Here is a 25,495-nt window from a genome sequence, read left to right as displayed (position 1 = left end):
TTCTTTTCACTATGATTTCGATATCAATCTATATGAGGCTCAATATTTCATTTTCAAGGGAGTTTTCACTCTGAGCCTAAATTATTTTTCAATACGCAATAATTTGGATTGATATCAGTTGATGCTTTTAAGATGGGGTCACAAATTCATTCATCAAGGGGGAGAATCAAAAAAATTTGCATTTATTGCAAAAAAACCTGTCTTGTGATCATGGTTTAAACAATCAAAACTGCGTATGATGCGCCGCCGCTGTCACTTTGGCAAAACTTTCTGTTTTTTATCTATTTGAATTTTATATATTTTACCAGAGGTTATATGCAGTCTAGCTCTCTTGCAAATCCAGGCCCACTTGGTTTACTAGGCTTTGGTATGACAACCATCCTGCTAAACATTCATAACGCAGGTTTTTTCCCTCTTTCATCCGTTATTTTAAGTATGGGCATTTTTTATGGTGGTATTGCTCAATTTATTGCGGGCCTGATTGAATACAAAAAAGGCAATACATTCGGTGCAACCGCATTTACTTCTTACGGGATGTTTTGGATTGCATTAGTTGGTCTATTATTTTTACCTTCAATGGGATTAGCTGAAGCAACTTCACCTGAGTTTTTAGGTGTTTTCCTCGCTATTTGGGGAATTTTTACCTTTTTTATGTTCTTGGGAACATTCAAAGCTAATTTTGTTTTGCAATTTGTCTTTGGTAGCTTAACTGTATTATTCGCTTTATTAGCGATTGGTAATATTACGGGAAATGCGGCATTACTAAAATTTGCAGGTTTTGAAGGAATTATCTGTGGTGCTAGCGCATTTTATTTAGCGGTTGCGGAAATCTTAAATGAGCAATATGGCAAAACTGTATTACCGATTGGTCAACGTGGTTAAGTTTGACTAACGCATGTGATTTTATGCATTAAATATTATTAATCAGGTGAGTCAATGCTCACCTGATTATATTGAAATACTACTCAGAACGAATTGCTGATTTAGGTCTAAATGCCTTCACAACCGTAGGGTCTGTTTCCACATATGGGCCATCAAGCAATTGAATACAATAAGGAACACTGGCGAAAATACCAGAAACGACTACATTCCCTTCTTTGTCCTTTAAGCCTTCCAGAGTTTCCGCAATTGCTTTAGGCTGCCCTGGTAAATTTAAAATCAGAGCCTGATTGCGTATTACTCCAACTTGGCGTGATAATATCGCAGTAGGCACGAACTTTAGGCTAATTTGGCGCATTTGTTCGCCAAACCCCGGCATCTCACGGTCTGCAATCGCGAGGGTTGCGTCAGGTGTAACATCGCGACGAGCGGGGCCTGTGCCCCCGGTAGTTAGGACTAAATGGCAAGCAAATTCATCCACCAGCTCACATAATGTTTGCTCTATCATGATTTGCTCATCAGGGATCAGGCGAGTTTCGATGCGAAAAGGTGTTGTCAGCGTTTTTGCTAACCACTCTTCTAGTGCAGGAATACCTTTGTCTTCATAAATACCGCTCGAAGCACGATCAGAAACAGAAACCAGACCTATGCGCAATTCATCCATACAAACCTCAAAGAAATTATTCAATCAAAAACTGTTCACTTAAGAATAAACAGGAGCGATATCATATCATGATGAACGACTGCATACAGTGTCGAGGTGTTTTTATCTTCAAATTGAGAACTAACTCAATGAAAAATGGATATAAAAAAACCCAACCAACCGGCTGGGTTTTAAAGAAAAAACGAAATAAATTACAGTAAATCTGCAATCATTTTTTCCAGTTTCTCTTGGTCTACTGCAAACTTACGAATACCATCAGACAGTTTATCAACCGCCATTGGATCTTGATTGTGCTGCCAGTAGAACTCTGCTTCCGTCAACTTAGCGCCTGGCTCTTGAGTTTTACCTGAATCTGTCAGTTTACGTACTAATTCACCTTGTGATTCTGACAGCTCTTTCAATAATCCTGGAGAGATAGTTAAGCGGTCACAACCGGCTAATTCAATGATTTCACCCACATTACGGAAGCTTGCGCCCATTACCACAGTTTTATAACCGTGAGCTTTGTAGTAGTTGTAGATTTCAGTAACAGAAACCACACCTGGATCTTCATGTGGCGCGAATTCTTTCTTATCTGTATTCGCTTTGTACCAGTCAAGAATACGACCCACAAATGGAGAGATCAGGTATACACCCGCTTCCGCACAAGCACGTGCTTGAGCAAAAGAGAATAATAAAGTCAGGTTACAGTTAATGCCTTCTTTTTCCAGTTTCTCTGCAGCACGGATACCCTGCCAAGTCGAAGCCAGTTTAATCAGAATACGGTCATTACTGATGCCTGCATCGTTGTACATTTTGATTAAGTGACGCGCTTTAGCAATACAAGCTTCTTCATCATAAGAAAGGCGCGCATCAACTTCAGTAGAAATACGACCCGGAACTAATTTCAGAATTTCCAGACCGATATTAACAGCCAGCTTGTCACAAGCATCAACAATTTGTTGCTCGCGATTATTGCTTTGCTTACGTGCCCATTCTACCGCTTCATCAATTAATTTACGGTACTCAGGAATTTGTGCAGCATTTAAGATCAGCGATGGATTTGTGGTCGCGTCTTGTGGCTTGTAAAGCTTCATTGCTTCGATGTCGCCAGTATCAGCAACAACAGTTGTCAGACTACGTAATGAGGTTAGTTTATCGGTCATTTCTTTAATCTCGTTGTTATACCCGTCATATTCCAAGTTGTAGCGGTGTTGGCTACCTACAATTCTTGCGACTCTTGTGGTGTTGGCTAACAAACTGCAACTTGAATTACTTTGCGTATTATAAAGGAATTGTGGCTATCGCCGCACCGTCTACAGATAATATCATGCATCCATATTGCTGCAAGCAAGTAAATCTAGTCAAAAGCAACTATTTGATTGGCAATCGATTTCGCTAGCCAATTAGAAACTGAATCCTTTTAGCAAGTTATATCGTGCTGTTATTGTAATAAAGAATAATATTGGTTTGGCTTATCGTATCAATTAGCCAATTAGGCAGAATTTTTGCTAAAGTAAGCAGTATCATTCTTTATTAAGGGTCAAGTCATGCTTATTACAATTTCACCTGCAAAAACATTAGACTACGAAAGCCCACTTGCAACACAGCAATTTACTCAGCCTGAGTTACTCTCTGAGTCTCAAAAATTAATTAATGTCTGTCGTAAGTTAACCCCCGCGGATATCGCCAGTTTAATGAAAATTAGTGACAAACTTGCAGGGCTCAATGCCGCTCGTTTTGCAGAATGGCATGCGGACTTTACCCCAGAAAATGCACGCCAAGCGATCCTCGCCTTCAAAGGTGATGTATATACGGGTATGCAAGCAGAAACGTTTTCTCAAAACGATTTTGAGTTTGCTCAATCCCATTTACGTATATTATCAGGCCTTTATGGTGTTTTAAGACCGCTAGATTTAATGCAGCCTTATCGCTTAGAAATGGGAATTCGTTTAAAAAATACCCGTGGAAAAGATTTATATGAGTTTTGGGGAGACATTATCACCAAGCAATTAAATCATGCATTAGCCGAGCAAAAAGACCCAATATTAGTCAATCTTGCCTCAGATGAATATTTCAAATCAGTGAATACAAAAAAACTGGATGGCCAAATTATCAAGCCTATTTTCTTGGATGAAAAAAATGGTAAATATAAAGTTATCAGTTTTTATGCAAAAAAAGCTCGAGGTTTAATGAGCCGTTTTATTATCCAAAATAAATTAACGAAAACAGACCAACTGGCTGATTTTAATTTAGAAGGCTATCAGTTCGATGAAAGCCAATCTAAAGGTAACGAGTTGATATTTACTCGCCCAGAGCAAGCTTAATGCACAAAACGTGGGGACTGGCGCACAGCAGATACCCACGTATTTCAAAATACTTCATTCTTTTTTCGGGCTCAATCACAATTTACTCATAAACCTTCTTGCTAAGCACGAATTAGCATTGATTCCTCAGCCTACTTTTTAGCTTTATGACAGTATAAATTGAGTTTTACCCACTATTTTGGAGGTGAAGTATGCCTTATGTCGCATCATCAAAACGCTATACTGAAATGGAATATCGTTTATGTGGCCGTAGCGGATTACGCTTACCACTGATTTCATTAGGGTTATGGCACAACTTTGGCGATAACAAACCCTTTGATAATTGCCAAGCCATGCTTCGCCACGCTTTTGACCTTGGGATCACCCATTTCGATCTTGCGAATAATTATGGGCCACCGCCAGGATCTGCCGAAAGTACATTTGGCAGGATCATGCAACAGGATTTTCTGCCTTATCGTGATGAAATGATCATTTCATCGAAAGCCGGTTTCACTATGTGGGATGGCCCTTATGGCGACTGGGGAAGTAAAAAATATTTGGTTGCAAGCCTAAATCAAAGTTTGAAACGCATGGGTTTAGATTATGTAGATATCTTTTATCATCATCGACCTGACCCCAATACTCCATTAGAAGAAACTATGGGAGCACTAGATCTCATTGTTCGCCAAGGAAAAGCTCTGTATGTGGGAATTTCTAATTACCCAACAAATTTAGCTAAAGAAGCCATTAATATTCTCAATGAATTAGGAACCCCTTGCCTGATTCACCAACCTAGATATTCCATGCTAGAACGCACTCCTGAAGAAGATTTACTTGATTTACTGGAAGAAGAAGGTGTCGGCTCTATCGCATACTCTCCGTTAGCAGGTGGAATTTTAACCGATCGCTATCTTAATGGTATTCCTGCGGATTCACGCGCTGCGGGTAATCCTTCTTTACCGCCAGAAAGACTCACATCCAACGTTTTATCAAAGGTTAAACAGCTGAACGAGCTGGCGGTAAAAAGAGGACAGAAGCTAAACCAAATGGCCTTAGCATGGTTACTGAGACATGATAGGATCACTTCAGTGCTCATCGGAGCAAGCCGTATCAGCCAAATTGATGATGCGATGGGGATCCTAAAAAATCGTAATTTTACGCAAGAAGAGCTCAAAGCTATCGAATTAATATTAGAAAGCTAATGAAATACACAAGTTGCAGGAAATCCTGCAACTTACTGAAATACAGCTTAATTAACGATATTCCCCATTTGCTTTAAACTGCACCACAGAATAAGGCTGAGTACGGCCATCTGGCTGCTCCATACCTAGGCTACCAATTGGCATGCCCGGAACAGAAATTCCCACCACATCTGCCGGTAAAGCATCAATCGCATCAAGGCTACTCACAGGAACATGCCCAACAATCACTTTGCCTTTGTATTTCGCTATGTGGCAGCTGCGTAAGTTATAAGGGACCTTCAATTCATCATTGAGTTGATTTAATTCATCATAACTAATTTCGTTCACTTCAACGTTATATCCCGCTTTTTTAACCCCTTCTCCCCACAATTCACAGCAACCGCAATTTGCATCTTTATACAATTGCACGCTCTGGCTTTGAGAAAATGCCGAAAATGACAGTAATAACATTCCACTCAACATTAATTTTTTCATTTTTAATTTACCTTCAAAATAGTCATGGTGAATATTCATCATTATTTATTATGACGTAACTGGCAGATTAATTTATAAGCTGCAGGAATAATAAATAGGGATAATAACGGTGCGGTGATCATGCCGCCAATCATCGGCGCCGCAATACGGCTCATCACTTCCGAACCAACGCCTGTTCCAAGTAATATGGGTAATAAGCCCGCTAAAATTACAGCAACCGTCATGGCTTTAGGACGAACTCGTAAAACAGCGCCTTCATATAATGCACGGTCTAAATCTTGATCTGATAAGCTGCTTATTCCTTGCTGTTTTTCTTTATCTTCGATTGCATGGCGTAAATAAATCAACATTACCACACCAAATTCAGCGGCTACACCTGCTAATGCAATAAATCCAGTTCCTGTCGCAACCGATAAATTAAAGTTCATCCAGTAAAGGAACCAAATAGCCCCAACCAAAGCAAAAGGTAAGCTTAATAAAATCAGCAAAGCTTCACTAAATCGTCTGAATGCTAAATAAAGCAAGACAAAAATAATCATGATGGTAGCGGGAACCATTAACATTAACTTTTGATTAGCCCTTTCAAGTAATTCGAATTGCCCCGTAAAGGAATAGCTAAGACCCGGCTTCATTTGGATGTTATCTTTTATTGCTGCATCAATATCTTTAATAACAGAGACCATATCGCGATCGCGCGCATCAATATAAATCCAACTAGTCGGTCTTGCATTCTCAGTTTTCAACATTGGAGCGCCCATATTCACGAATACATCCGCAACATCACTAAGCACAATTTGCTGTTTACTCGGCGTTAAAATTGGCAACAATTTCATCGCAGATACACTATTTCGGTAATCTTGAGGATATCTTATGCTAATTGGATAACGCTCAATCCCTTCAACCGTTTCCCCAACCATTTCCCCGCCAGTCGCCATTGAAATATAAACTTGTACGTCACTGATGCTCATACCAAAACGAGCTGCTTTTTCTCTATCAATTTTGACATCAATATAGCGCCCACCAACCAATCGCTCGGCTAAAACAGAAACAACTCCAGGCACCGATTTGGTGACTTTTTCAATTTCTTGGGCTAATGCATCAATTTCTTCGAGATCTCTGCCGGATACTTTGATACCTATAGGGCTTTTGACTCCCGTAGATAACATATCAATACGATTGCGAATAGGAGGAACCCATAAGTTCGCAACTCCAGGTAAACGCACCGTTTCATCAAGCTCATCAATAATTTTTTCGAGAGTCATACCTTCTCGCCACTGTGTTTGCGGCTTCAAACGTATCGTTGTTTCAATCATTTCCATCGGGGCTGAATCCGTAGCTGTTTCAGCTTTACCGACTTTTCCAAATACCGTATCCACCTCAGGAATAGTTTTGATTAACTTATCTGTATTTTGTAGTAAAAATGCTGCTTGTGCAGGAGAAACCCCCGGTAACGTTGAGGGCATATAAAGTAAGTCACCTTCATTAATCGCAGGAAGAAATTCACCACCTAAATGTTTTAATGGCCATATCACGGTAAATAAAGATAAGAAACCAATTAACAAAGTTGTTTTTGGCCATGCCAATACCTTAGTTAAAATAGGGCTGTAGAGTGAAATCAACCAACGATTCAGTGGGTTTTTATTTTCATTTGGAATATTACCGCGGATCCAATACCCCATTAGAATTGGAATAACAATTAATGCTAACGCTGCAGCCCCCGCCATGGCATAGGTTTTTGTAAATGCGAGTGGACCGAATAAACGGCCTTCTTGCCCTTCTAACGTAAAGATAGGAATAAAAGACAATGTGATAATTAATAAGCTGATAAATAATGCGGGTCCAACCTCAACAGCCGAGTCCGTAATAACTTTCCAACGCTGGGCATTATCAATGACTTTACCTTCATTTTCATGCTGCCACTTTTCTAATTTTTTATGTGCATTTTCTATCATAACAATGGCAGCATCCACCATGGCTCCGATCGCAATTGCAATACCCCCTAATGACATAATATTTGCATTTATTCCTTGGTAGCGCATGACGATAAAGGCAATAAATAATCCAAGAGGCAAGGAAAGAATAGCCACGAGAGCAGAACGGAAATGCCATAAAAAAACAGCACACACTAATGCGACAACAATAAATTCTTCCAGTAACTTATAACTTAAATTATCAATCGCGTTATCAATAAGAATACTTCTATCATAAGTCGTGATAATTTCGATGCCTTCCGGCAAGCTAGCACTTAAATCTTCAAGCTTCTGTTTTACATCATGAATCACATTACGTGCATTTTCACCTGAACGAAGCAAGATAATACCACCCACGACCTCGCCTTCTCCATTTAGCTCTGCAACCCCACGGCGCATTTCGGGCCCTTCCTGTATTCGAGCCACATCTTGTAAGTAAATGGGGACGCCATTTTCCGAGGTTTTTAGGTAGATTTTATTAAAGTCATCAATAGATTGAAGGTAGCCACTTGCTCTAACCATATATTCAGCTTCAGCAATTTCAATCGATGACCCACCCGCTTCTTGGTTAGCCATTTCAACTGCCTGTTTTATTTCAGGTAATGTCACTGAAAATTGGCTAAGTTTGAGTGGGTCAACTAAGATTTGGTAAGATTTAACCACACCGCCAACGGTTGCAACTTCTGAAACATTTGGCAACGCCTTCAATTCATATTTCAAAAACCAATCTTGTAATGAACGCAGTTCCGCTAAATTATGCTTTCCCGTTTTATCCACTAAAGCATATTCAAAAACCCAACCAACACCTGTTGCATCAGGTCCAATGGATGCCACTGCACCTTTAGGTAATTGGTTTTGGACTTGGTTTAAATATTCTAAAACTCGTGAACGAGCCCAGTATAAATCTGTATTATCTTCAAAAATAACATAAACATATGAGTCGCCAAAGGCAGAAAAACCACGCACCGTTTTTGCTCCCGGCACAGATAACATTGTGGTTGTTATCGGGTATGTGACTTGGTTTTCGACCAATTGTGGCGCTTGCCCTGGGTAAGTGGTTTTGATGATCACTTGTACATCAGATAAGTCAGGTAATGCATCAACAGGAGTACTGCGAATACTCCAAATACCCGCAATAACTAAAAATACGACCCCCATTAGCACTAAAAACCGGTTAGCAACTGAGCGTCTTATAATCCATTCCAACATACTCTACTCCTGAGATTTATGTGATGAATGATTAGATGACGCCGATGGTTCGGGAAGCGCTTCCATCTTGGCTAATGCCCCGGCAATATTCGCTTCAGAATCAATTAGGAAAATCCCCTGAGTCACTATATGCTCGCCCACTTGTAAGCCTTCAGATATTGCCGTCATTTGTTGGGATTCACTCAGCACTCGCACCCTTTTCGGAATAAATTCACCATTCTCACCAACAGCAATAACATGCTGTTCTTTCCCTGAATCCACAATGGCTTGTGATGGGATCAACAAACTTTCCTTACCTTCTGCAACTAGATTTAAATATGCAGTCATACCCGGTTTTAATAAATGGTTAGGATCCGCAATTTCTGTACGAATATTAATTGTACGACTTGCTTGATCTGCACTGGGTAATATCAACCAGTTTTTTACATTAAATAACTGCGAAGGGTAGGCAGGAATAGAAACTGTAAATTGTGTTTGTTGATTAAGTAATTCAGCAACTGACTGAGGAACAGATGCATTAATCCACAATGGATCTGTTCCTTGAATTTGTGCAATAACGACTTCTTTGGATACGTTCATCCCTAAGCGCAAATTAAGTGCAGTAATTACCCCAGAAATAGGGGCTTGAACGGTAAAACGTGTTTGCACTTTTCCTGTTTTAATAAACTGGGAAAGCGCACCTTCTGGCATGCCATTTAAACGTAAACGCTCAATGACGCTATTAAGATCTTGTTGGCTCGCATTCATTTGCTTAAGTGCGAGATATTCGCTTTGTGCTTCAACCCATGCTGGGATCGTTAGCTCCGCAATAGGAACGCCTTTTTGGATCCTCTCACCGACTGTGAATGGATAAACTTTTTCAACAAAACCATTTTCTCGTGCTTGTACGATCGCAAATTGGTGATCATTAAACACAATTTCAGCTGGAAATGTTAAGTCATAGTTTAATTTTCCCCACTTTACATCCACCGTTTTAAGCCCTAAATTTTGTGTCTGTGTTGGGTTAATTGTTATTCCTTTGCTATCCGCTGAAGCCAAGTTTTCATCCGCATATTTAGGAACAAGGTCCATGTCCATAAATGGGGATTTTCCTGGTTGATCAAATTTAGTATTGGGATACATTGGGTCATACCAATACAATACGGTGCGTTCTTGTTTTTCAACTGATTGGCTATTATTTTCTACAACGAAAAAATAACGATAAAATAAAATTGAAATAACGCTCGATAAAATAATTACCAATAGCAATTTGGTCAGGTTAACTAATGACATAACATCTCTCTACCTATTTAGTTTATCTTTTCGATGGATTTCAACATTGAAAGATTACCTTGTTGTACAAAGGAAAATTTTAATTCATCATTTTCTTGTAAACCGTTGATCATATTTTCATTTTCATAAGTAAAACGCATAGTCATTGGTGGCCAGCCAATACTTTCAATTTCTTTATGGTTAATCGTTAATTTCTTGTTCTCTTTATCAATCGAAATGAGCTTTCCTTCCGTATTGATTGTCGGTTCTGCGACTTTTTCTGGATAAATAGAGTGGTTATGTTCAGCGCCGCTTGCATAGCCAGTTGCTGCTAACATCGCCATTGAAATTGCAAAAAATACCGTATTTAATTTTTTCATTGTTACCCTCATGATTTTATTAATCCGCCACCTAGTGCAGAGAATAAATTTATTTCATTCTTCTGCTGTTCTATTTTCAACATCAATAAATTTTGCTGTTCGGTAAATAAGCTACGCTGTGCTTCAAGAACATCGAGATAGCTCAAGCCACCATATCGATAACTAGCTTGTTTCTGTATTAAGACGTTTTGCAGCGTGTTGACATATTGCTCTTGGGATATAAGTTGTTTTTCTAAACTCGATTTGATCACTAGGGCATCTTTCACTTCACGAAACGCCACCTGAATGCTTTTTTCATAATTAGCAATCGCTTTATTTTTTCTAATATTTGCCAACTCTAAATTTCGGCTATTTGATCCTCCAGTAAAAATAGGTAACGTGATTTTAGGAATAAAATTCCAGATACCATTTGAAGAATCAAATAGCCCAGTTAAAGACTCGTTATTATTTGCGATACCCGTATTAAAGGAAATTGAAGGAAAAAAAGCAGCTCTCGCTACACCAATATTGGCATTCTCAGAAACAATATTTTGTTCCGCTGCCATAATATCTGGGCGTTTTAATAATATTTCAGAGGGAATATTTGAAGGTGTTGTAATCAAGGGATAATTCGGTTCGTAGTGCCCTAACTCTGAGTTTATCTTTGTTACATAATCATTCGTCAAAAAATTCAGTAAATTTTCATTTTTTGCAATTTCACTTTCAATTTTTTCGATATTAATAGAAATAGACTGAACTTGTCCTTTAGCTTGTTCTAAGTCTGATAGCCCCGCTTTTCCTGCCGCCACTTTTTGTATTACTATCGATTGACTATTGAGGTAGCTTTGTTTCGTCTCTTGTGCAATTAATAATAGTTTTTGGTTATACACCACATCTAAATACGCTTCTGCTACCGTTTTGATTGTTATAATTTGTGTCGCACGGTTCATCTCTTGAGAAGCGATAAATTTTGCTTTATCTGCATCAGATAAATTTTTAATACGTCCAAAAAAATCCAGTTCATAGCTGATATCAATACCCGCACTATATTTCTTATTGAACGATGTGCCAGACTCTAATGATTGGCTGTAGTCAGCACTCATTGATGAATTAACTTGAGGATATTTTTCAGCTTCCGCTAACCCAAAACGCACACGAGCTTCTTCTACATCTAACGCAGCAAGATATAAATCACTGTTTTTGTTAAGCGCAATTTCTATCGCTCTTTTCATTTGTGGATCTTGAATAAATTGGTCCCAACTAGGAATCGATAATTCTATTTGAGACTGCTTTACTGCATCAGGAATATTGCTACTGAATTGATGAGGTACATTAAGATTAGGACGTTGATATTCAGGGGCTAGCGAAACACAACCCGTCAAAATTAAGGCATAAGCTATAATTAATATTTTTGGGGAATACATGGTATAGCCATGCCTCTAGTGATTAAAATTGAGGCTATAGTAAAAAAGAACAACTGTTAGATTCATGACATGAAAATGACAAATTTGTCATTTTACATTTCGTTACTGTAGTGCTTAGAATGGCAGTATTGTTTACCTGTCTGCTAGGTCTAAGATGAAATTACTTATTGTTGAAGATGAACATAAAACGAGAGAATACTTATCTAAAGGCTTAAGTGAGTCCGGGTTTATTGTTGATGCAATCGAAAATGGCATTACAGGCCTGCATATGGCCACAACTGAAGACTATGATTTAATTATTCTTGATGTGATGTTGCCGGATATTAACGGCTGGGAGATTGCAAAAAAATTACGCAGTGTAGGAAAAAATACACCAATACTCATGCTTACTGCTTTAGGTAATGTTGAACATCGAGTCAAAGGGTTAGAGTTAGGTGCTGACGATTATCTCGTTAAACCATTTGATTTTTCTGAGCTACTTGCCCGAGTGAGAACTTTATTGCGCAGAGGCAATAACAGCATCCAAAAAACACAATTTACCATCGCTAATTTGCATGTTGATCTGATCAAACGGCGCGTTACCCGTGAAAATGATAAAATTATACTCACCAGTAAAGAGTTTTCTTTATTGGAATTTTTTATTCTTCACCAAGGTGAAGTTCTTTCTCGTTCTCTAATAGCCTCAAAAGTTTGGGATATGAATTTTGATAGTGATACCAATGTCATTGATGTTGCAGTCAAAAGACTGAGAGCTAAAATAGATCAAGGCTATGAACCTAAATTGATTCATACCATCAGAGGAATGGGCTATTTACTTGAGATCCCTGAAAATGATTAAGTTATTTCGATCTCCTGTCTCTATTTCAATTCGTCTTATTGTTTTAATCAGTATTACCCTCTCCCTCGCTTTATTATTATTTAGCTCGATCATGATCAATTCAGTTATGTTACATTTCAAACAGCAAGATGAATATACATTGAGCCAAATAAATCTCACTATTCGCAGTTTATTAAGTGAAAAAACTAACTCACAAGATGAACAATTTTCACGTATCAGAACTATTTTGAATGAACACCAAGATTTGGTTGTCTACCTCATAGATCAAAATGGGAATGTCCTGACTTCCTCAAATGCAACTGTAGACCTCATTTCTCGCCTAAAAAATTATGACTCGACTAAAGATAATGCGGATCAATATCTTGAAAGTTATCGATTAGCCGAAAGTAAAATTAAGGTATATCGCTCCAATGATATACAGCAATACCGCCTAGTAACGGCTCTTTCTCTTAATTTTCATCATAATTATCTTAGCTCTCTCATATATAACCTGATAATCAGTGCGATTTTACTGTGTTTATTTACTATTGCAGTTGTTTATTTTTTAGTTATCAAAGGCCTCAAGCCACTTAAAGAAGTTAGCGATGAAATAAAGAATGTAACCTCTGAAAATTTAAGTGTTCGTTTAGACCCTGACTCTGTGCCTAATGAATTAAAGCAATTAACTAAATCATTTAATCAGATGTTAGTAAAGATTGAAGATGTTTTTGTAAGGCAAACGAATTTCTCTGCAGATATTGCCCATGAAATGCGTACGCCAATTACTAATTTAATGACTGAAACTCAAATATCTCTGAGTAAAAACCGCAGTAAAGAAGAGCTAGTTGAGGTGTTATATTCTAATTTGGAAGAATATAACCGTCTATCACGAATGATATCTGACATGCTTTTTCTTGCTCAAGCAGATGATAATAGGCTTATTCCAGAGAAAAAAATGATTAATATTAAAACTGAAATAGAGCTTATATTTGATTATTTTGAATATCTCGCAGAAGAGAATGAAATAAAACTCAAGCTGATTGGTGAAACAACCTCTATTATGGCCGATAAAGACATGTTAAGGAGAGCGATTACTAACTTAATCTCAAATGCTATCCGCTATACCCCAAAAGGCGATTCTATCAGTATTAATATTTCAAATGTAAAAGAGGGAGTTGAATTAATCATCAGCAACCCTGGTATAAAAATACCAGAAGAACATTTAGCTAAACTTTTTGATAGGTTTTATCGCGTGGATAAATCAAGACAACGAAAAAATGAAGGAAGCGGTATCGGATTAGCTATCGTCAAATCGATTGTATCAGCACATAAAGGCAGGATCACTGTAACATCAGATGATTTTTCAACACGTTTCACTATATTTTTACCTATAAAATAAAATTAAAAATTTCATTATAAATGGCAATTTTGTCATTTTGTTGTCAGTATTCAGACAGAAATAAAGCCTTATTATAGTTATAAGATAAATTATTTAACTTAATAAGGATTCACAATGAAAAAAATTATTTTTGCTTTAGCGATTTCTGCTGTAACAACACATGTAACAGCAGCTCAAACAGAAAAAGAAATTCATTATAATGCAGCAACTGCTCTCAGTTTCACTGAAAATAATACCTCTTATTCCAATCTAAAATCGATTAATAACCATTTAAAGCAAGCGGGTATTTCTGGCAATAATATAATTAACTCACCTCAGTCATTTCTTCAATTAGATGAACATACTCAAGCTGCTACTGCATTGAATTTTACTCAAAATAACACATCTCCAGTAATACTGAATATGATCAGCCGCCATCAAAAGCAATCACCTAACTATAAAAAACCGATAGTAAAAACGGCTAAATTATTTTCCGATATGAATGAAAGTGAGAAGGCTATTACTATGCTAAGTTTCAATAAAAATAGCTCTTCGGCACCAATTCAAAATGAAATCATGAAAATATCAAAAGATAACAAATAATTAGTTTTAAATAAAATTATTTAGTTCAATTAAATAAAACAAAAGTCTATTTTAATCGGAAAATCATTATAGTAAGTTTAAAGCTTATTATAATGATTTACCCTATTACATTTTTTATTACCTAAATAAATAAATCCTTTATTGATTATTCGAATCTGTGAATTACAATTCACTTGCAGTACACATTCATTTAAACTTTCCAATGAGGATTTATTATGTACAAAGCATCTATTATTATCGCATCATTATTATTTTCAACACTAGCATCTGCAACTTCCTTAGAGTCTCAATTATCATCAAAAAATATAATGAATTTTTCTGCCGAATATTCACTACATAATGGTGGAAACGGTGGTAATGGTGGTAATGGTGGCAACGGTGGTCATGGTGGCAATGGTGGTAACGGCGGCAATGGCGGACATGGTCATTAATTTATCTCAATATTAAATTTCTCCCCCTTCTTTTTGGAGGGGGAAAGGAGAAATACATGAATCATAAGGTTTGCATTTCATTAAGTCTGTTATTAATTAGCTCTTATTCCATCTCAAGTTATTCTCATTCCTTATTTAATACTACATCTAACTGTTCATTAAAAAATGAACTTATTATTAATGACGTTAATAATAAAATATGTTCGATATTAAATGGTCAATATTATTATTCTAAGATCCTTAGCTTTGCAAGCCATGGGCAAAACGGAAATCATGGCCAAAATGGAAGTCATGGTCAAGGTGGATTAGGTGGTCAGGCCGGGCAAGGTGGTGATGGTCAAAATGGTGGAAATGGCGGAACAGGTTCAAATAACGGCAACGGTAGTAACGGTGGAAATGGTGGCCATGGTAGTGTTACCGGTGGTGACGGTGGCCATGGGGGAAATGGTGATGGAACCGGCAATGGTGGTAATGGCGGCAATGGCACAATGAATGGGAATGGAGGAAACGGGGGGAATGGGGGAAGTAATGGTGGGAATGGCGGCAATGGTGGAAATGGTTCTGGAGGTGGAAATGGCGGCAATGGTGGCAATGGCAGCCAAGGCGGTAAAGGGGGACGCGGTGGTTCAGATGGTGGTAGAGATGGCCTCGACGGCATCAGTACACTCTAATAGGCAAATTCATTAGCTGTGAATAAGTGATGTGGCAATATGAAACCATATAATTACCTTAACAATAAATGGTCTTATCATTAAAAACGGAAGCTTCTGCTTCCGTTTTTCATATCCACATATTCTTTATTGCTTAGGTGCTAATTTCATTAAAAATGTGCGTAATTGGGTAAAGTCAGATGGTAAAAAGTGTGAAAGTAGCGGTAGCTCTGCACGCTCAGCTAACTCTTTTGGTAAAGGTATGGCTTTATTAAGGATCTCTTCAACACTTTCCTTAAACTTAGCTGGATGTGCCGTACCTAAAAACAGCCCGTATTCGCCTTCTTGCAACTGGTCACGCAGCACACGATAAGCAACCGCAGCATGTGGCTCAGATAAATATCCTTTTTTATCTAATTCACGTACTGTTTCTTTAGTCACTTCATCACTCACAACCCCATGGCCTAATTCATCAAGGGACCAACCTTTACGGCGGAATAACTCCTCAATACGAGGCCAGTTGTTCGGCTGACTAACATCCATGGCATTCGATAATGTAGCCACAGTTTGCTTTGGTTTCCATTGTCCATCAACAAGGTAACGCGGCACAGTATCATTTACGTTAGTCGCTGCAATAAAGCGTTTGACAGGTAAGCCCATTGCTTTGGCTAATAAACCTGCCGTAAGATCCCCAAAGTTCCCACTCGGAACCGAGATCACTAGTTGATCGCGTTTTTCTGCTGGGATCTGCGCGACCGCTTCAAAGTAATAGCAGATCTGAGCAAGTAAACGACTGATATTGATCGAATTCGCTGAATTTAAGTACAGCGCCTTTTTCAACTCTTCGTCATCAAATGACTGTTTTACTAATGCCTGACACGCATCGAAGTCATCTTTAATCGCAACCGTATGAATATTTTCACCCAGTGTACAAAAGAGTTTTTCTTGCAGCGGGCTGATTTTCCCTTCTGGATAGAGAATAACAACTTGCACGTTATTAAGACGATAGAATGCGTGAGCGACTGCCGCTCCGGTATCCCCTGAAGTTGCCGTCAAAATGGTCACAGGTTGCTCACCAGCGACTTGACCTAACGCCTGAGCCATAAAGCGGCCACCGAAGTCTTTAAATGCGAGGGTTGGCCCATGATATAGCTCCAACGTTGCAACATCATCTTCAACTTTAGAAACTGGCGCAGGAAAAGCAAATGCGGCTTTAACTCTCGCTGCTAGCTCTTCTGATGGAATTTCATCACCAATAAAAGCACTTAAAATACGGCTGCTACGTGTGACAAAATCTAATTTTAATAATTCGTCGATTTCAGCCGCACTAAATTCAGGCAGATCTTGGGGAAAGAATAAGCCTTGTTGCTTCCCTAACCCTTGCTTAACCGCTTGCGCAAAACTTACTTGTTCATTGTTATCTTTTAAATTATACAGTTTCATTATTTACCCTATTGTCCTTGCCCCGGCCAGATCCAAACGGCAGATATGCACAAAGCCTTCATCATTCTGAATATAATGTTGTTGCAAGTAGCTCGCCATATTTTCAGCGATATGTTTCTCATCGCAAATAGCAAATAGTGTTGGCCCAGAGCCAGAGATACCACACGCCAATGCACCTATTTCTTTTGCGTTCTGGCGCGCTGCCGCAAAACCCGGTAATAGTTGTGTACGATAAGGCTCAGCAACAACATCTTGGATCATCGTTGCTGCAAGTAACGGCTGGTTTGTATGACATGCATGAATGAACCCTGATAAGTATCGACCATGGTTTACAATGTCGTGACGTGGGTAGCTATCAGGCAGGATCGCACGTGCTTCCGCTGTTGATACTTTAATTCCTGGATAGGCCATAACCCAATACCAATTTTCAAATGCAGGTACAGGCTGTGAAATAATACCATTTTGCTCGATAATCAGTTGTAAACCACCTAAAAAACACGGTGCGACATTATCATAATGCACACTACCAGAAATACGCCCTTCCAGTTCCCCCATCATGCCAAGCAGTTGGGTATCATCAAATGGTTTCTCTGCAAATTCGTTTAGCGCCATCAATGCGGCGACAACAGAGCAGGCACTAGAACCGAGCCCTGAACCAATTGGCATATTTTTTTCAAGCGTCATCGCAACATTTAATGGCTGACCAAGACGCTCACAAAACAGCTGCCAACATTGGTAAACAATATTGTGCTCATTCTTTTTCGGAAGTTTAGCAACGAATTTGCCTTTATTCGTCAACGAAAAGGTGTCTGCCGCTTCAACTGTTACACAATCACCTAATAGTGAACCGTCTGCAGGCGAAACTGCTGCCCCTAGGACATCAAACCCGACGCTCACATTACCAATTGAAGCCGGTGCATAAACTTTAATCACTTATTAAACTCCCAATTTCCATGAAAGGGTACGCAGCATATCCGCAAATACACCAGCCGCAGTAACATCATTACCTGCGCCATAACCTCTTAATACTAAAGGAATTGGTTGGTAATAGCGTGTATAGAAAGCTAGTGCGTTTTCGCCATTTTTAACTTTGAAGAGAGGGTCATTACCATCTACGGCAACAATCTTAACCTGACAGCGTCCTTCTTCAATCAATCCAACATAGCGTAACACTTTTTGTTCTGCTTCTGCGGCTTTTATACGTTGCGCAAATTGTTCATCCAATTGTGGTAGGCGTGCCATAAATTCAGGCACTGCGCCACTACTGTCAAAATCCGTTGGTAAAACAGGTTCAATTTCAATATCTTGTAACTCTAAGTCATAACCTGCTTCACGGGCTAAAATTAACAATTTACGCGCCACATCCATACCCGATAAATCATCACGAGGGTCTGGCTCCGTAAAACCTTTTTCTTTAGCGAGTGTTGTGGCTTCGGATAAAGACATGCCTTCGTCTAACTTACCAAAGATGAATGATAAAGAACCGGATAAAATTCCGCTGAAATGAACCAGTTCATCCCCTGCATTCAATAAATTTTGCAGGTTCTCAATAACCGGCAAGCCCGCGCCTACGTTAGTGTCATAGAGGAATTTACGTTTCGATGTTTCACTTGCCGCACGTAACTGATGGTAGTAATCCATCGACAAAGTATTGGCTTTTTTATTTGGTGTGACTACATTAAAGCCATCTTTCAAGAAATTGACATACTGCTCTGCAATTTCCTGATTTGATGTGCAGTCAATAATGACAGGGTTCAAGAAATGGTATTCACGCTCTAAGCGAATTAAACGGCTTAAACTAAATGGCTCTTTCGCTTCCGCTAGCTCCGCTTTCCAGTTATCTAAATCAATCCCTTGCATATCCGTTAACATTGCCCGTGAATTAGCAATACCACATACACGCAAATCAATATGCTTTTGTTTTAACCATTGTTGCTGGCGGTGAATTTGCTCAATTAATGCATTACCAACGCCACCAACACCAATGATAAAGGCCTCGATAACTTGTTCCGCATTAAATAGCATTTGGTGACATAAGCGTACCGCCGTTGTGGCTGACTCGTTGGCAATAACAGCAGAAATAGAGCGTTCGGAAGACCCCTGTGCGATAGCGACAATGTTTATGTTACCGCGAGTTAAAGCGGAGAAGAAACGCGCGGAAATGCCTTTCAACGTGCGCATGCCGTCACCCACAACTGAAATAATCGCCAACTGCTCCATCACATCCAGAGGATCAAGTACGCCATCTTTCAGCTCTAAGTAAAACTCTTCTTCCAGTGCGGCACGTGCTCTCACTAATTCATTTTGCGGGACACAAAAGCTAATACTGTATTCTGATGAAGACTGCGTGATCAGGACGACCGAGATCCCTTTACGAGACATGACTGAGAAAATGCGTGCAGCCATACCCACCATTCCCTTCATACCGGGGCCAGATACGTTAATCATCGCCATGTTATTCAGGTTGGTGATCCCTTTCACTGGTGTGCTATCGTCAGTTTGACCATCACCAATTAAAGTCCCCGGAGCGCTTAAGTTAGTGGTATTTTTTATCAGGCAAGGGATTTGGAATTGAGCAATTGGGGCGATGGTACGAGGATGGAGAACTTTGGCACCAAAGTAGGATAACTCCATGGCCTCCTGATATGACATACCTTTCAACAAGCGTGCATCGGGTACTAAACGCGGGTCACAAGTATAAACCCCATCTACATCAGTCCAGATTTCACAACAATCAGCCCGTAAGCATGCCGCTAAAACTGCAGCTGAATAATCAGACCCATTACGACCTAATACCACTAATTCACCTTTGTCATTACCTGCAGTGAAGCCCGCCATTAAGACAAAATGATCTTTCGGTATATTTAAATCAGCAATGCGTTTTGTTGACTCATTTATATCAACGGTAGACTCAAGGTAATGGCCTTTCGCGAGTAAGCTCTCTACAGGGTTAATTACAGTCACATTATGGCCGCGTGCTTTTAGCACCGACTCCATAATGGCGATAGAGAGTTTCTCGCCACGGCAGATAATGGCTGCGTTAATGCTGTCAGGACATTGTCCGAGAAGAGTAATACCATGCAGTACTTGTTTGATTTGTGCGAATTCTTGCTCTGTCAATTTTTTTAAACGGTCATATTCAAAACCGGGTTGTTTTTCTTTTAATCCTTTTAAAAGGTTAGCAAAAATCATTTCAGCATCATTAACATGCGTGATGACATCTTGTCCTGCAACCGTTTTTTCAATCATAGCAACCAGATGGTTAGTGATTTTTGCTGGCGCGGATAACACCAAAGCCACTTGTCCATCTGCTAGTTTACTTTCAGCGATGTCGGCAACATTCAGTACTCGTTCGTCATTTGCAACCGAAGTACCGCCAAATTTAAGCACACGCATGGTATTTCTCTCCTGAATTAACACCAAAAAAAAGCCCGCATCGGTTAAGTATGCGGGCTTTTTCATTTTTATTTTTTGGATGCGTCAGCCCGCCCCGTTTCCTGTGGTTACGGTGGTGGTGGTAATAATAATAGTCAGGCTGATATTACGCATAGATTCTGTCTGTCTCTTAGATTCTTTTAAGTTTCTCCCTATACGGTTAAAGCAATTGGTATATTTTGTCAAATTTATTTGCAAAACATCCCTTTTAAAACTCTTTTTTTATTTGATAAATTATCTATCAGCGCGAAAAACACATTCACAAAAAGATACCTATCACACCAATGATGGTATTAAAAACCAAAAAAACTTAAATTTTAAGTTAAATAATTTTTTACCTAGCCAGAAATGAAATTGCCTATTAAATAGGCAAAACAGATAGCCTTTAGCGATTTCTTGTGAAGAAAATCAAAATGAAAATATGAACAACAATGACCCACTTAATCAATGCATTTAGCAGCTATATTTCTTATCATTTGCCCCATGTTCATCAATACATAGGCACCATTACACAAGTCAGTATTGATACTTAATTTTATGATTTTTTCATTCGTTTAAATTACAAACAAATGCTATGAAATTGTTAAAAAATAGTCACAGCAAAATAAAATAAGTATTTTTCCTAATTAAATGAAACAAAAAATCACAAACTAAATATTTACACCCCGTTATCTCTAGCAAGATAAATTTTTCACCTTTTTCTGTAGCAAAATAACATTTCGAAATTGGAGGTAAGTCACAAATTAAACATTATTTATAATGGTATATTTAACTCATTGAAGACTATGTTCATTGATACCAAGCCGAAGCATACCCTATGCATCAACTACTCCCCTTTTTTAGACGCTATCTGATTCCTAAACACCGCATTAATTTATATAATTATCTGCCTAACAATTTTTGTTAACGTGCTACAATTGATTTTGATATGTATCAACAAAAGTTAGTTTTTTAGGTGGTAAATGCAGTATTAGCTGTTATATTGCTGTTAACAGTACAATATTGGGAAAGTGCTTACATTTTGACTTGCAGTTAAAGTCTTTTGCCTAAAATGGCAACATAATGTCACTGTTGAATTTCAAAACAAATTTATACTCATAAACGTTTTTTCCAGAGAACAATATCAATAACCACCTAACTGGAAACGGCTTGTGAGTTCAGTATTTTTATTTTAATACTTTAGGTAGCAACTATGCAGACCCCACACATTTTGATTGTTGAAGATGAAATTGTCACACGCAATACGCTTAAAAGCATCTTTGAAGCGGAAGGCTATGTGGTTCATGAGGCAACTGATGGCGAAGAGATGAATAACGTTCTCTCTGAGCACGACATCAATTTAGTCATCATGGATATTAATTTACCAGGAAAAAACGGTTTATTACTTGCTCGTGAGCTTCGTGAACAAGAAAGCATTGCGTTAATGTTCCTAACAGGACGTGATAACGAAGTCGATAAAATCCTTGGCCTTGAAATTGGTGCTGATGACTATATCACTAAACCATTTAACCCACGCGAACTGACTATTCGTGCGCGCAATTTACTGTCCCGTACAATGAATTTAGCGGGTGGTACGGAAGAGCGTCGTTTAGTGGAAAGCTATAAGTTTAATGGTTGGGAATTAGACATCAACAGCCGTTCATTAGTCAGCCCTGCCGGTGAGCACTACAAATTACCCCGTAGTGAATTCCGTGCGATGCTGCATTTCTGTGAAAACCCAGGAAAAATTCAGACTCGTGCAGACCTGCTGAAGAAAATGACTGGCCGTGAATTAAAACCACACGACAGAACTGTTGACGTAACGATCCGTCGTATTCGTAAACATTTTGAATCGACACCTGACACACCAGAAATTATCGCTACCATCCACGGTGAAGGCTATCGTTTCTGTGGTGATTTAGACGAATAAGAATAATTAGAAAGCTAATTATTTACTGGTTATCGAAATCCGTTGTCTTTCAGGCAACGGATTTTTTATTTGCGAGCTATTTTTATTGCGAGTATAGCGACTCAACCGTTTTTTTGTGATTACCAAGGCATAATTGGTACCGCACTTAACGCATTCTTTGGTGAACCGTCGATCATTTTATCTGAATAAGTCAAATAAATTAATGCATTACGCTTAGGATCATAAAAGCGTACAACTTGCAATTTCTTGAAAACTAAAGATGTTCGTTTTTGAAAAACAACCTGCCCTTTCGTTGGTTTGCGTTTGACACGGTCATTTAACTCAATCGGCCCAACTTGCTGGCATGAAATTGCAGCATCAGAAGTATCTTCTGCTAAACCTAAGCCACCTTTGATTCCCCCTGTTTTTGAACGGCTTAAATAACAAGTCACATTCTCAACATCGGGGTCATCAAATGCTTCAACGACAATTTTATGGTCAGGGCCGAAAATTTTAAAAACAGTATCGACTGAACCAATTTCTTCAGCAAATGTGATGCCCGGCAACACTGATAATAATGCTGCAAGTACGATATTTTTTAATCTGGAACGACGCATACTGAATTCCCTATTCAACTAAAAATCGGTAAAACTTCGTAGTAAAACGAGACTTATTATTCACTTTCTTAACTAATTATCAAATACAACTCATTTACTATAAACGAAAAAGATAACTTGATATAGAATAGCAATTCATTGATAGATTATATCTGTTCTATAAGTCGCATTGGCTGGGGATATACATGGATCAAACTAATATTATTCGCGACTTGCTTCGCTGGATAGATGACAACCTAGACAAACCACTCTCACTGGATAATGTTGCAGCAAAAGCTGGCTACTCTAAATGGCATTTACAACGAATGTTCAAAGAGGTGACTGACCAAGCGATTGGTGCTTATATTCGAGCCAGAAGGCTTTCTCGTGCAGCTGTGGCATTGCGGCTAACAAGCCGACCAATTCTTGATATTGCGTTACAGTATCGTTTTGATTCGCAACAAACTTTTACTCGAGCCTTTAAAAAGCAATTTAACCTAACCCCTGCTTTTTACCGCCGAAGTGAAGAATGGTGTGCAGCAGGAATTTGCCCACCGATTATTTTAGATAATCACACGAATATTGAACATGAATTCTTGCAAATGCCAGCGCAAGAGCTGGTTGGCTTGGAACAAAGTTGTTCTTATGCGTTAGAAGAGTGGTCAACGGCCTGTTCGCAAATGCGCCAGACATTTTGGCACTACTATTTGGATAATACGACGACTATTGCGTCAGAAGTTTTTGGCTTGCACCATGCCATTCATAATCCAGAAAAAGAAGATGAACAAACGGTGTTTTATACCACTGCGGTAAGACCCGAAGATGCAAGTTTTAACACTGACCAATACACAAGTTTAACGTTGCCAAGTGGTCATTATGTTAAATTTTCGTTCAACGGCACACCAACTCGAGATGCATTACAAGAGTTTTTATACCAAATTTATGGTGTATATCTGCCTAAGCTGAATTTAACGCGTCGTCCTGGTTATGACATCGAACATTATCGATTAAAAAATATCGATTTACGTCATATCACCCCAGAAAATGATGACCCAAAAACACATATCGATACCTTTGATTATTATGTCCCAATCAAAACAGGTTCGACCGCAACACCTTAAAGTAGAGGAGTTTCAGTTTGTTGAAACTCCTTTTTCTAAATCGTTAACCTTGCTGTTCATCGAGAGCAGGCTGCGACAAGTGTGTCACCTCACCAGCTGTTTCAACTATCCAACCATTCGCCAACCATGGGCTGTTTTGGTAATCAACACGAGATAGTGAACAATTACGTAAACGCAAGCGGCGTTCTGAATAGGCAGGAACCCCCATAATACGGCTAATTAACGTACTTAACGCAATACCATGACTAACAATCAGTGGGCGACTCCCTTCAGGCAAATCTAAACAACTATTTAGTGCTGCAAACATGCGTGTATATAGCTCCTCCATCGATTCACCCTCTGGAATTCGTCCTCCACGAGTGCCATCAATTAAGCTTTTACGCCACTGTTCTTCCTCTGGCGTTAACGACTCTATTGCTCTTTGCTCAAGAACGCCCATATTTAGTTCACGTAGACGCGGTTCTGTGGTAATTTCACACCCGCATACACTTGCAATTATTTGTGCAGTTTCCAGTGTGCGTCCCATATCACTAGTGATAATATGGGTAATGCCTTCTGACTTTATCCTCTCAGCCACCTGCCTTGCTTGCAGTCGTCCAGTGGCGGTCAGAGGGCTATCGGATTGTCCCTGGATGCGACGAGCTAAATTCCATTCAGTTTCGCCATGGCGAACAAGATAAACCTGTAACATAGATGTGTTCCGTTATTACTTTTCGAAGTATGTGTTCAAAGGAAAATAATTAATGTACCAAGTTATAGCTGCAACGACTAATCCTGCCAAAATTAAAGCGATCCATCTTGCTTTCGATGCTGTTTTTGGGGCTGGCAGTTATCAAATTGAAGATATTAATGTCGATAGCAGCGTTCCACAGCAACCTATCGGTAATAATGAAACCCGTACTGGGGCTAGACAGCGCGTCATGGCCTCTCGGCAAGTTCGCCCTGAAGCGGATTTTTGGGTTGGTATTGAAGCGGGTATCGAAGACGATATGACATTTGCTTGGATAGTGATTGAGCATAAGCAAATACGCGGTGAGTCTCGCTCTGCCAGTATTATGATCCCAGAAAAAATTCTGGCGGGTATTCGTGAAGGCCGTGAACTCGGTGATGAAATGGCCTTTTTAACAGGCATCGATAATATCAAACAACAAGGTGGTGCCATTGGTTTTTTCACTGACGGGGTATTAACTCGCACCAGTGTTTACCAACAAGCCTTGATATTGGCCTTGGTTCCCATTAAGCATGAAATTTATAAAGAGCTAAACCAAGTAGAAGATTAATTATACTTAAAATAATTAAAATTGCATGTGCGATTAAACACTACTCTTTTCACACTAAAGTATGGGAAACCATACTTTTTTTGTGCCTATTTATTTGAAATATGACCAATACCAATACACTAAATAGTTCGAATTG

The 25,495-nt window shown here is 38.9% G+C and carries 24 protein-coding genes and 1 other annotated feature; of the genes, 11 read left to right on the top strand and 13 right to left on the bottom strand.

Features of this window, described 5'->3' with window-relative positions:
• Nucleotides 1-315: 315 nt before the first annotated feature.
• Entirely contained in the window at nucleotides 316-882 is a 567-nt protein-coding gene (gene satP / locus PR767_RS15795) for an acetate uptake transporter (RefSeq protein WP_004905651.1), read from the top strand.
• A gap of 79 nt (nucleotides 883-961) precedes the next feature.
• Here satP and mog read toward each other — a convergent pair whose 3' ends face one another.
• Together mog and tal are read right to left on the bottom strand one after the other, a co-directional pair.
• Nucleotides 962-1,543: a molybdopterin adenylyltransferase gene (mog, locus tag PR767_RS15790; protein WP_004914701.1), complete on the bottom strand. Its 582-nt coding sequence runs from the start codon at nucleotides 1,541-1,543 to the stop codon at nucleotides 962-964.
• A 191-nt stretch (nucleotides 1,544-1,734) separates the two neighbouring features.
• Nucleotides 1,735-2,688, bottom strand: coding sequence for a transaldolase (tal, locus tag PR767_RS15785; protein ID WP_004914703.1), 954 nt, complete (start codon nucleotides 2,686-2,688; stop codon nucleotides 1,735-1,737).
• Nucleotides 2,689-3,072: 384 nt separating this feature from the next.
• On the opposite strand from tal, the gene yaaA reads away from it, so the two are divergent.
• Nucleotides 3,073-3,849 (top strand): peroxide stress protein YaaA, encoded by a 777-nt coding sequence (gene yaaA / locus PR767_RS15780; RefSeq protein ID WP_109911856.1) that lies wholly within the window; start codon nucleotides 3,073-3,075, stop codon nucleotides 3,847-3,849.
• A gap of 191 nt (nucleotides 3,850-4,040) precedes the next feature.
• Nucleotides 4,041-5,030, top strand: coding sequence for an aldo/keto reductase (locus tag PR767_RS15775; protein ID WP_004914707.1), 990 nt, complete (start codon nucleotides 4,041-4,043; stop codon nucleotides 5,028-5,030).
• A 51-nt stretch (nucleotides 5,031-5,081) separates the two neighbouring features.
• On the opposite strand, the gene PR767_RS15770 is transcribed toward PR767_RS15775, so the two are convergent.
• From PR767_RS15770 to PR767_RS15750, 5 genes are read right to left on the bottom strand one after another with little or no spacing between them, the layout of a single operon-like run.
• The gene (locus PR767_RS15770; RefSeq protein ID WP_042851912.1) at nucleotides 5,082-5,504 is read right to left on the bottom strand and encodes a DUF411 domain-containing protein; all 423 of its coding nucleotides are present in this window, start codon (nucleotides 5,502-5,504) and stop codon (nucleotides 5,082-5,084) included.
• Nucleotides 5,505-5,545: 41 nt separating this feature from the next.
• Complete coding sequence (locus PR767_RS15765) at nucleotides 5,546-8,683, bottom strand: efflux RND transporter permease subunit (protein WP_272520589.1); 3,138 nt, start codon at nucleotides 8,681-8,683, stop codon at nucleotides 5,546-5,548.
• Between the two features lie 3 nt (nucleotides 8,684-8,686).
• Nucleotides 8,687-9,955: an efflux RND transporter periplasmic adaptor subunit gene (locus PR767_RS15760; protein ID WP_123382505.1), complete on the bottom strand. Its 1,269-nt coding sequence runs from the start codon at nucleotides 9,953-9,955 to the stop codon at nucleotides 8,687-8,689.
• 17 nt (nucleotides 9,956-9,972) lie between these two features.
• Nucleotides 9,973-10,314 carry a copper-binding protein gene (locus tag PR767_RS15755; RefSeq protein ID WP_227024219.1) on the bottom strand — a complete coding sequence of 114 codons (342 nt, stop codon included), beginning with the start codon at nucleotides 10,312-10,314 and terminating at the stop codon, nucleotides 9,973-9,975.
• Between the two features lie 8 nt (nucleotides 10,315-10,322).
• Nucleotides 10,323-11,717: an efflux transporter outer membrane subunit gene (locus tag PR767_RS15750; RefSeq protein WP_109911852.1), complete on the bottom strand. Its 1,395-nt coding sequence runs from the start codon at nucleotides 11,715-11,717 to the stop codon at nucleotides 10,323-10,325.
• Nucleotides 11,718-11,871: 154 nt separating this feature from the next.
• On the opposite strand from PR767_RS15750, the gene PR767_RS15745 reads away from it, so the two are divergent.
• The 5 genes from PR767_RS15745 to PR767_RS15725 all read left to right on the top strand — a co-directional run bounded on the left by PR767_RS15745 (nucleotide 11,872) and on the right by PR767_RS15725 (nucleotide 15,617).
• Complete coding sequence (locus PR767_RS15745; protein ID WP_109911851.1) at nucleotides 11,872-12,555, top strand: heavy metal response regulator transcription factor; 684 nt, start codon at nucleotides 11,872-11,874, stop codon at nucleotides 12,553-12,555.
• Entirely contained in the window at nucleotides 12,548-13,933 is a 1,386-nt protein-coding gene (locus PR767_RS15740) for a Cu(+)/Ag(+) sensor histidine kinase (RefSeq protein ID WP_272520588.1), read from the top strand. The genes PR767_RS15745 and PR767_RS15740 overlap by 8 nt, the downstream gene beginning before the upstream one ends.
• 114 nt (nucleotides 13,934-14,047) lie before the next feature.
• On the top strand, nucleotides 14,048-14,515 hold the full coding sequence (locus PR767_RS15735) for a hypothetical protein (protein WP_109911850.1): 468 nt from the start codon (nucleotides 14,048-14,050) through the stop codon (nucleotides 14,513-14,515).
• A 215-nt stretch (nucleotides 14,516-14,730) separates the two neighbouring features.
• Nucleotides 14,731-14,946: a hypothetical protein gene (locus tag PR767_RS15730; protein ID WP_272520587.1), complete on the top strand. Its 216-nt coding sequence runs from the start codon at nucleotides 14,731-14,733 to the stop codon at nucleotides 14,944-14,946.
• A gap of 56 nt (nucleotides 14,947-15,002) precedes the next feature.
• Nucleotides 15,003-15,617 (top strand): hypothetical protein, encoded by a 615-nt coding sequence (locus PR767_RS15725; RefSeq protein WP_272520586.1) that lies wholly within the window; start codon nucleotides 15,003-15,005, stop codon nucleotides 15,615-15,617.
• 126 nt (nucleotides 15,618-15,743) lie between these two features.
• Here the strand turns inward: PR767_RS15725 and thrC are convergent, their stop codons facing one another.
• The 4 genes from thrC to thrL all read right to left on the bottom strand — a co-directional run bounded on the left by thrC (nucleotide 15,744) and on the right by thrL (nucleotide 20,588).
• The gene (gene thrC, locus PR767_RS15720) at nucleotides 15,744-17,039 is read right to left on the bottom strand and encodes a threonine synthase (protein WP_109911849.1); all 1,296 of its coding nucleotides are present in this window, start codon (nucleotides 17,037-17,039) and stop codon (nucleotides 15,744-15,746) included.
• A gap of 3 nt (nucleotides 17,040-17,042) precedes the next feature.
• On the bottom strand, nucleotides 17,043-17,972 hold the full coding sequence (gene thrB, locus PR767_RS15715) for a homoserine kinase (protein ID WP_109911848.1): 930 nt from the start codon (nucleotides 17,970-17,972) through the stop codon (nucleotides 17,043-17,045).
• 3 nt (nucleotides 17,973-17,975) lie between these two features.
• Nucleotides 17,976-20,435, bottom strand: coding sequence for a bifunctional aspartate kinase/homoserine dehydrogenase I (gene thrA, locus PR767_RS15710; protein ID WP_109911987.1), 2,460 nt, complete (start codon nucleotides 20,433-20,435; stop codon nucleotides 17,976-17,978).
• 24 nt (nucleotides 20,436-20,459) lie between these two features.
• Nucleotides 20,460-20,581: a sequence feature (Thr leader region), on the bottom strand.
• Nucleotides 20,520-20,588: a thr operon leader peptide gene (gene thrL, locus PR767_RS21280; protein ID WP_071548816.1), complete on the bottom strand. Its 69-nt coding sequence runs from the start codon at nucleotides 20,586-20,588 to the stop codon at nucleotides 20,520-20,522. It overlaps the preceding feature by 62 nt.
• Before the next feature lie 1,078 nt (nucleotides 20,589-21,666).
• On the opposite strand from thrL, the gene arcA reads away from it, so the two are divergent.
• Nucleotides 21,667-22,383, top strand: a complete 717-nt coding sequence (arcA, locus tag PR767_RS15705; protein ID WP_004905684.1) for a two-component system response regulator ArcA — start codon at nucleotides 21,667-21,669, stop codon at nucleotides 22,381-22,383.
• A 119-nt stretch (nucleotides 22,384-22,502) separates the two neighbouring features.
• Here arcA and creA read toward each other — a convergent pair whose 3' ends face one another.
• A complete protein-coding gene (gene creA, locus PR767_RS15700) occupies nucleotides 22,503-22,979 on the bottom strand; it encodes a protein CreA (protein WP_004914737.1) in 477 nt (158 codons plus the stop codon).
• Between the two features lie 185 nt (nucleotides 22,980-23,164).
• On the opposite strand from creA, the gene robA reads away from it, so the two are divergent.
• Complete coding sequence (gene robA / locus PR767_RS15695; RefSeq protein ID WP_004914738.1) at nucleotides 23,165-24,079, top strand: MDR efflux pump AcrAB transcriptional activator RobA; 915 nt, start codon at nucleotides 23,165-23,167, stop codon at nucleotides 24,077-24,079.
• Between the two features lie 43 nt (nucleotides 24,080-24,122).
• Here the strand turns inward: robA and gpmB are convergent, their stop codons facing one another.
• Nucleotides 24,123-24,770 carry a 2,3-diphosphoglycerate-dependent phosphoglycerate mutase GpmB gene (gene gpmB, locus PR767_RS15690; protein ID WP_102138956.1) on the bottom strand — a complete coding sequence of 216 codons (648 nt, stop codon included), beginning with the start codon at nucleotides 24,768-24,770 and terminating at the stop codon, nucleotides 24,123-24,125.
• A 52-nt stretch (nucleotides 24,771-24,822) separates the two neighbouring features.
• Here gpmB and yjjX point away from each other — a divergent pair, with 52 nt between their 5' ends.
• On the top strand, nucleotides 24,823-25,359 hold the full coding sequence (yjjX, locus tag PR767_RS15685) for an inosine/xanthosine triphosphatase (RefSeq protein WP_004914743.1): 537 nt from the start codon (nucleotides 24,823-24,825) through the stop codon (nucleotides 25,357-25,359).
• The last annotated feature ends 136 nt before the right edge of the window (nucleotides 25,360-25,495 follow it).

This window comes from Providencia sp. PROV223, from assembly GCF_028479245.1.
Lineage (GTDB): Bacteria > Pseudomonadota > Gammaproteobacteria > Enterobacterales > Enterobacteriaceae > Providencia > Providencia rettgeri.
Note: the sequence above shows the minus strand (reverse complement) of the source record. Positions and strands in the feature narration are given on the sequence as shown.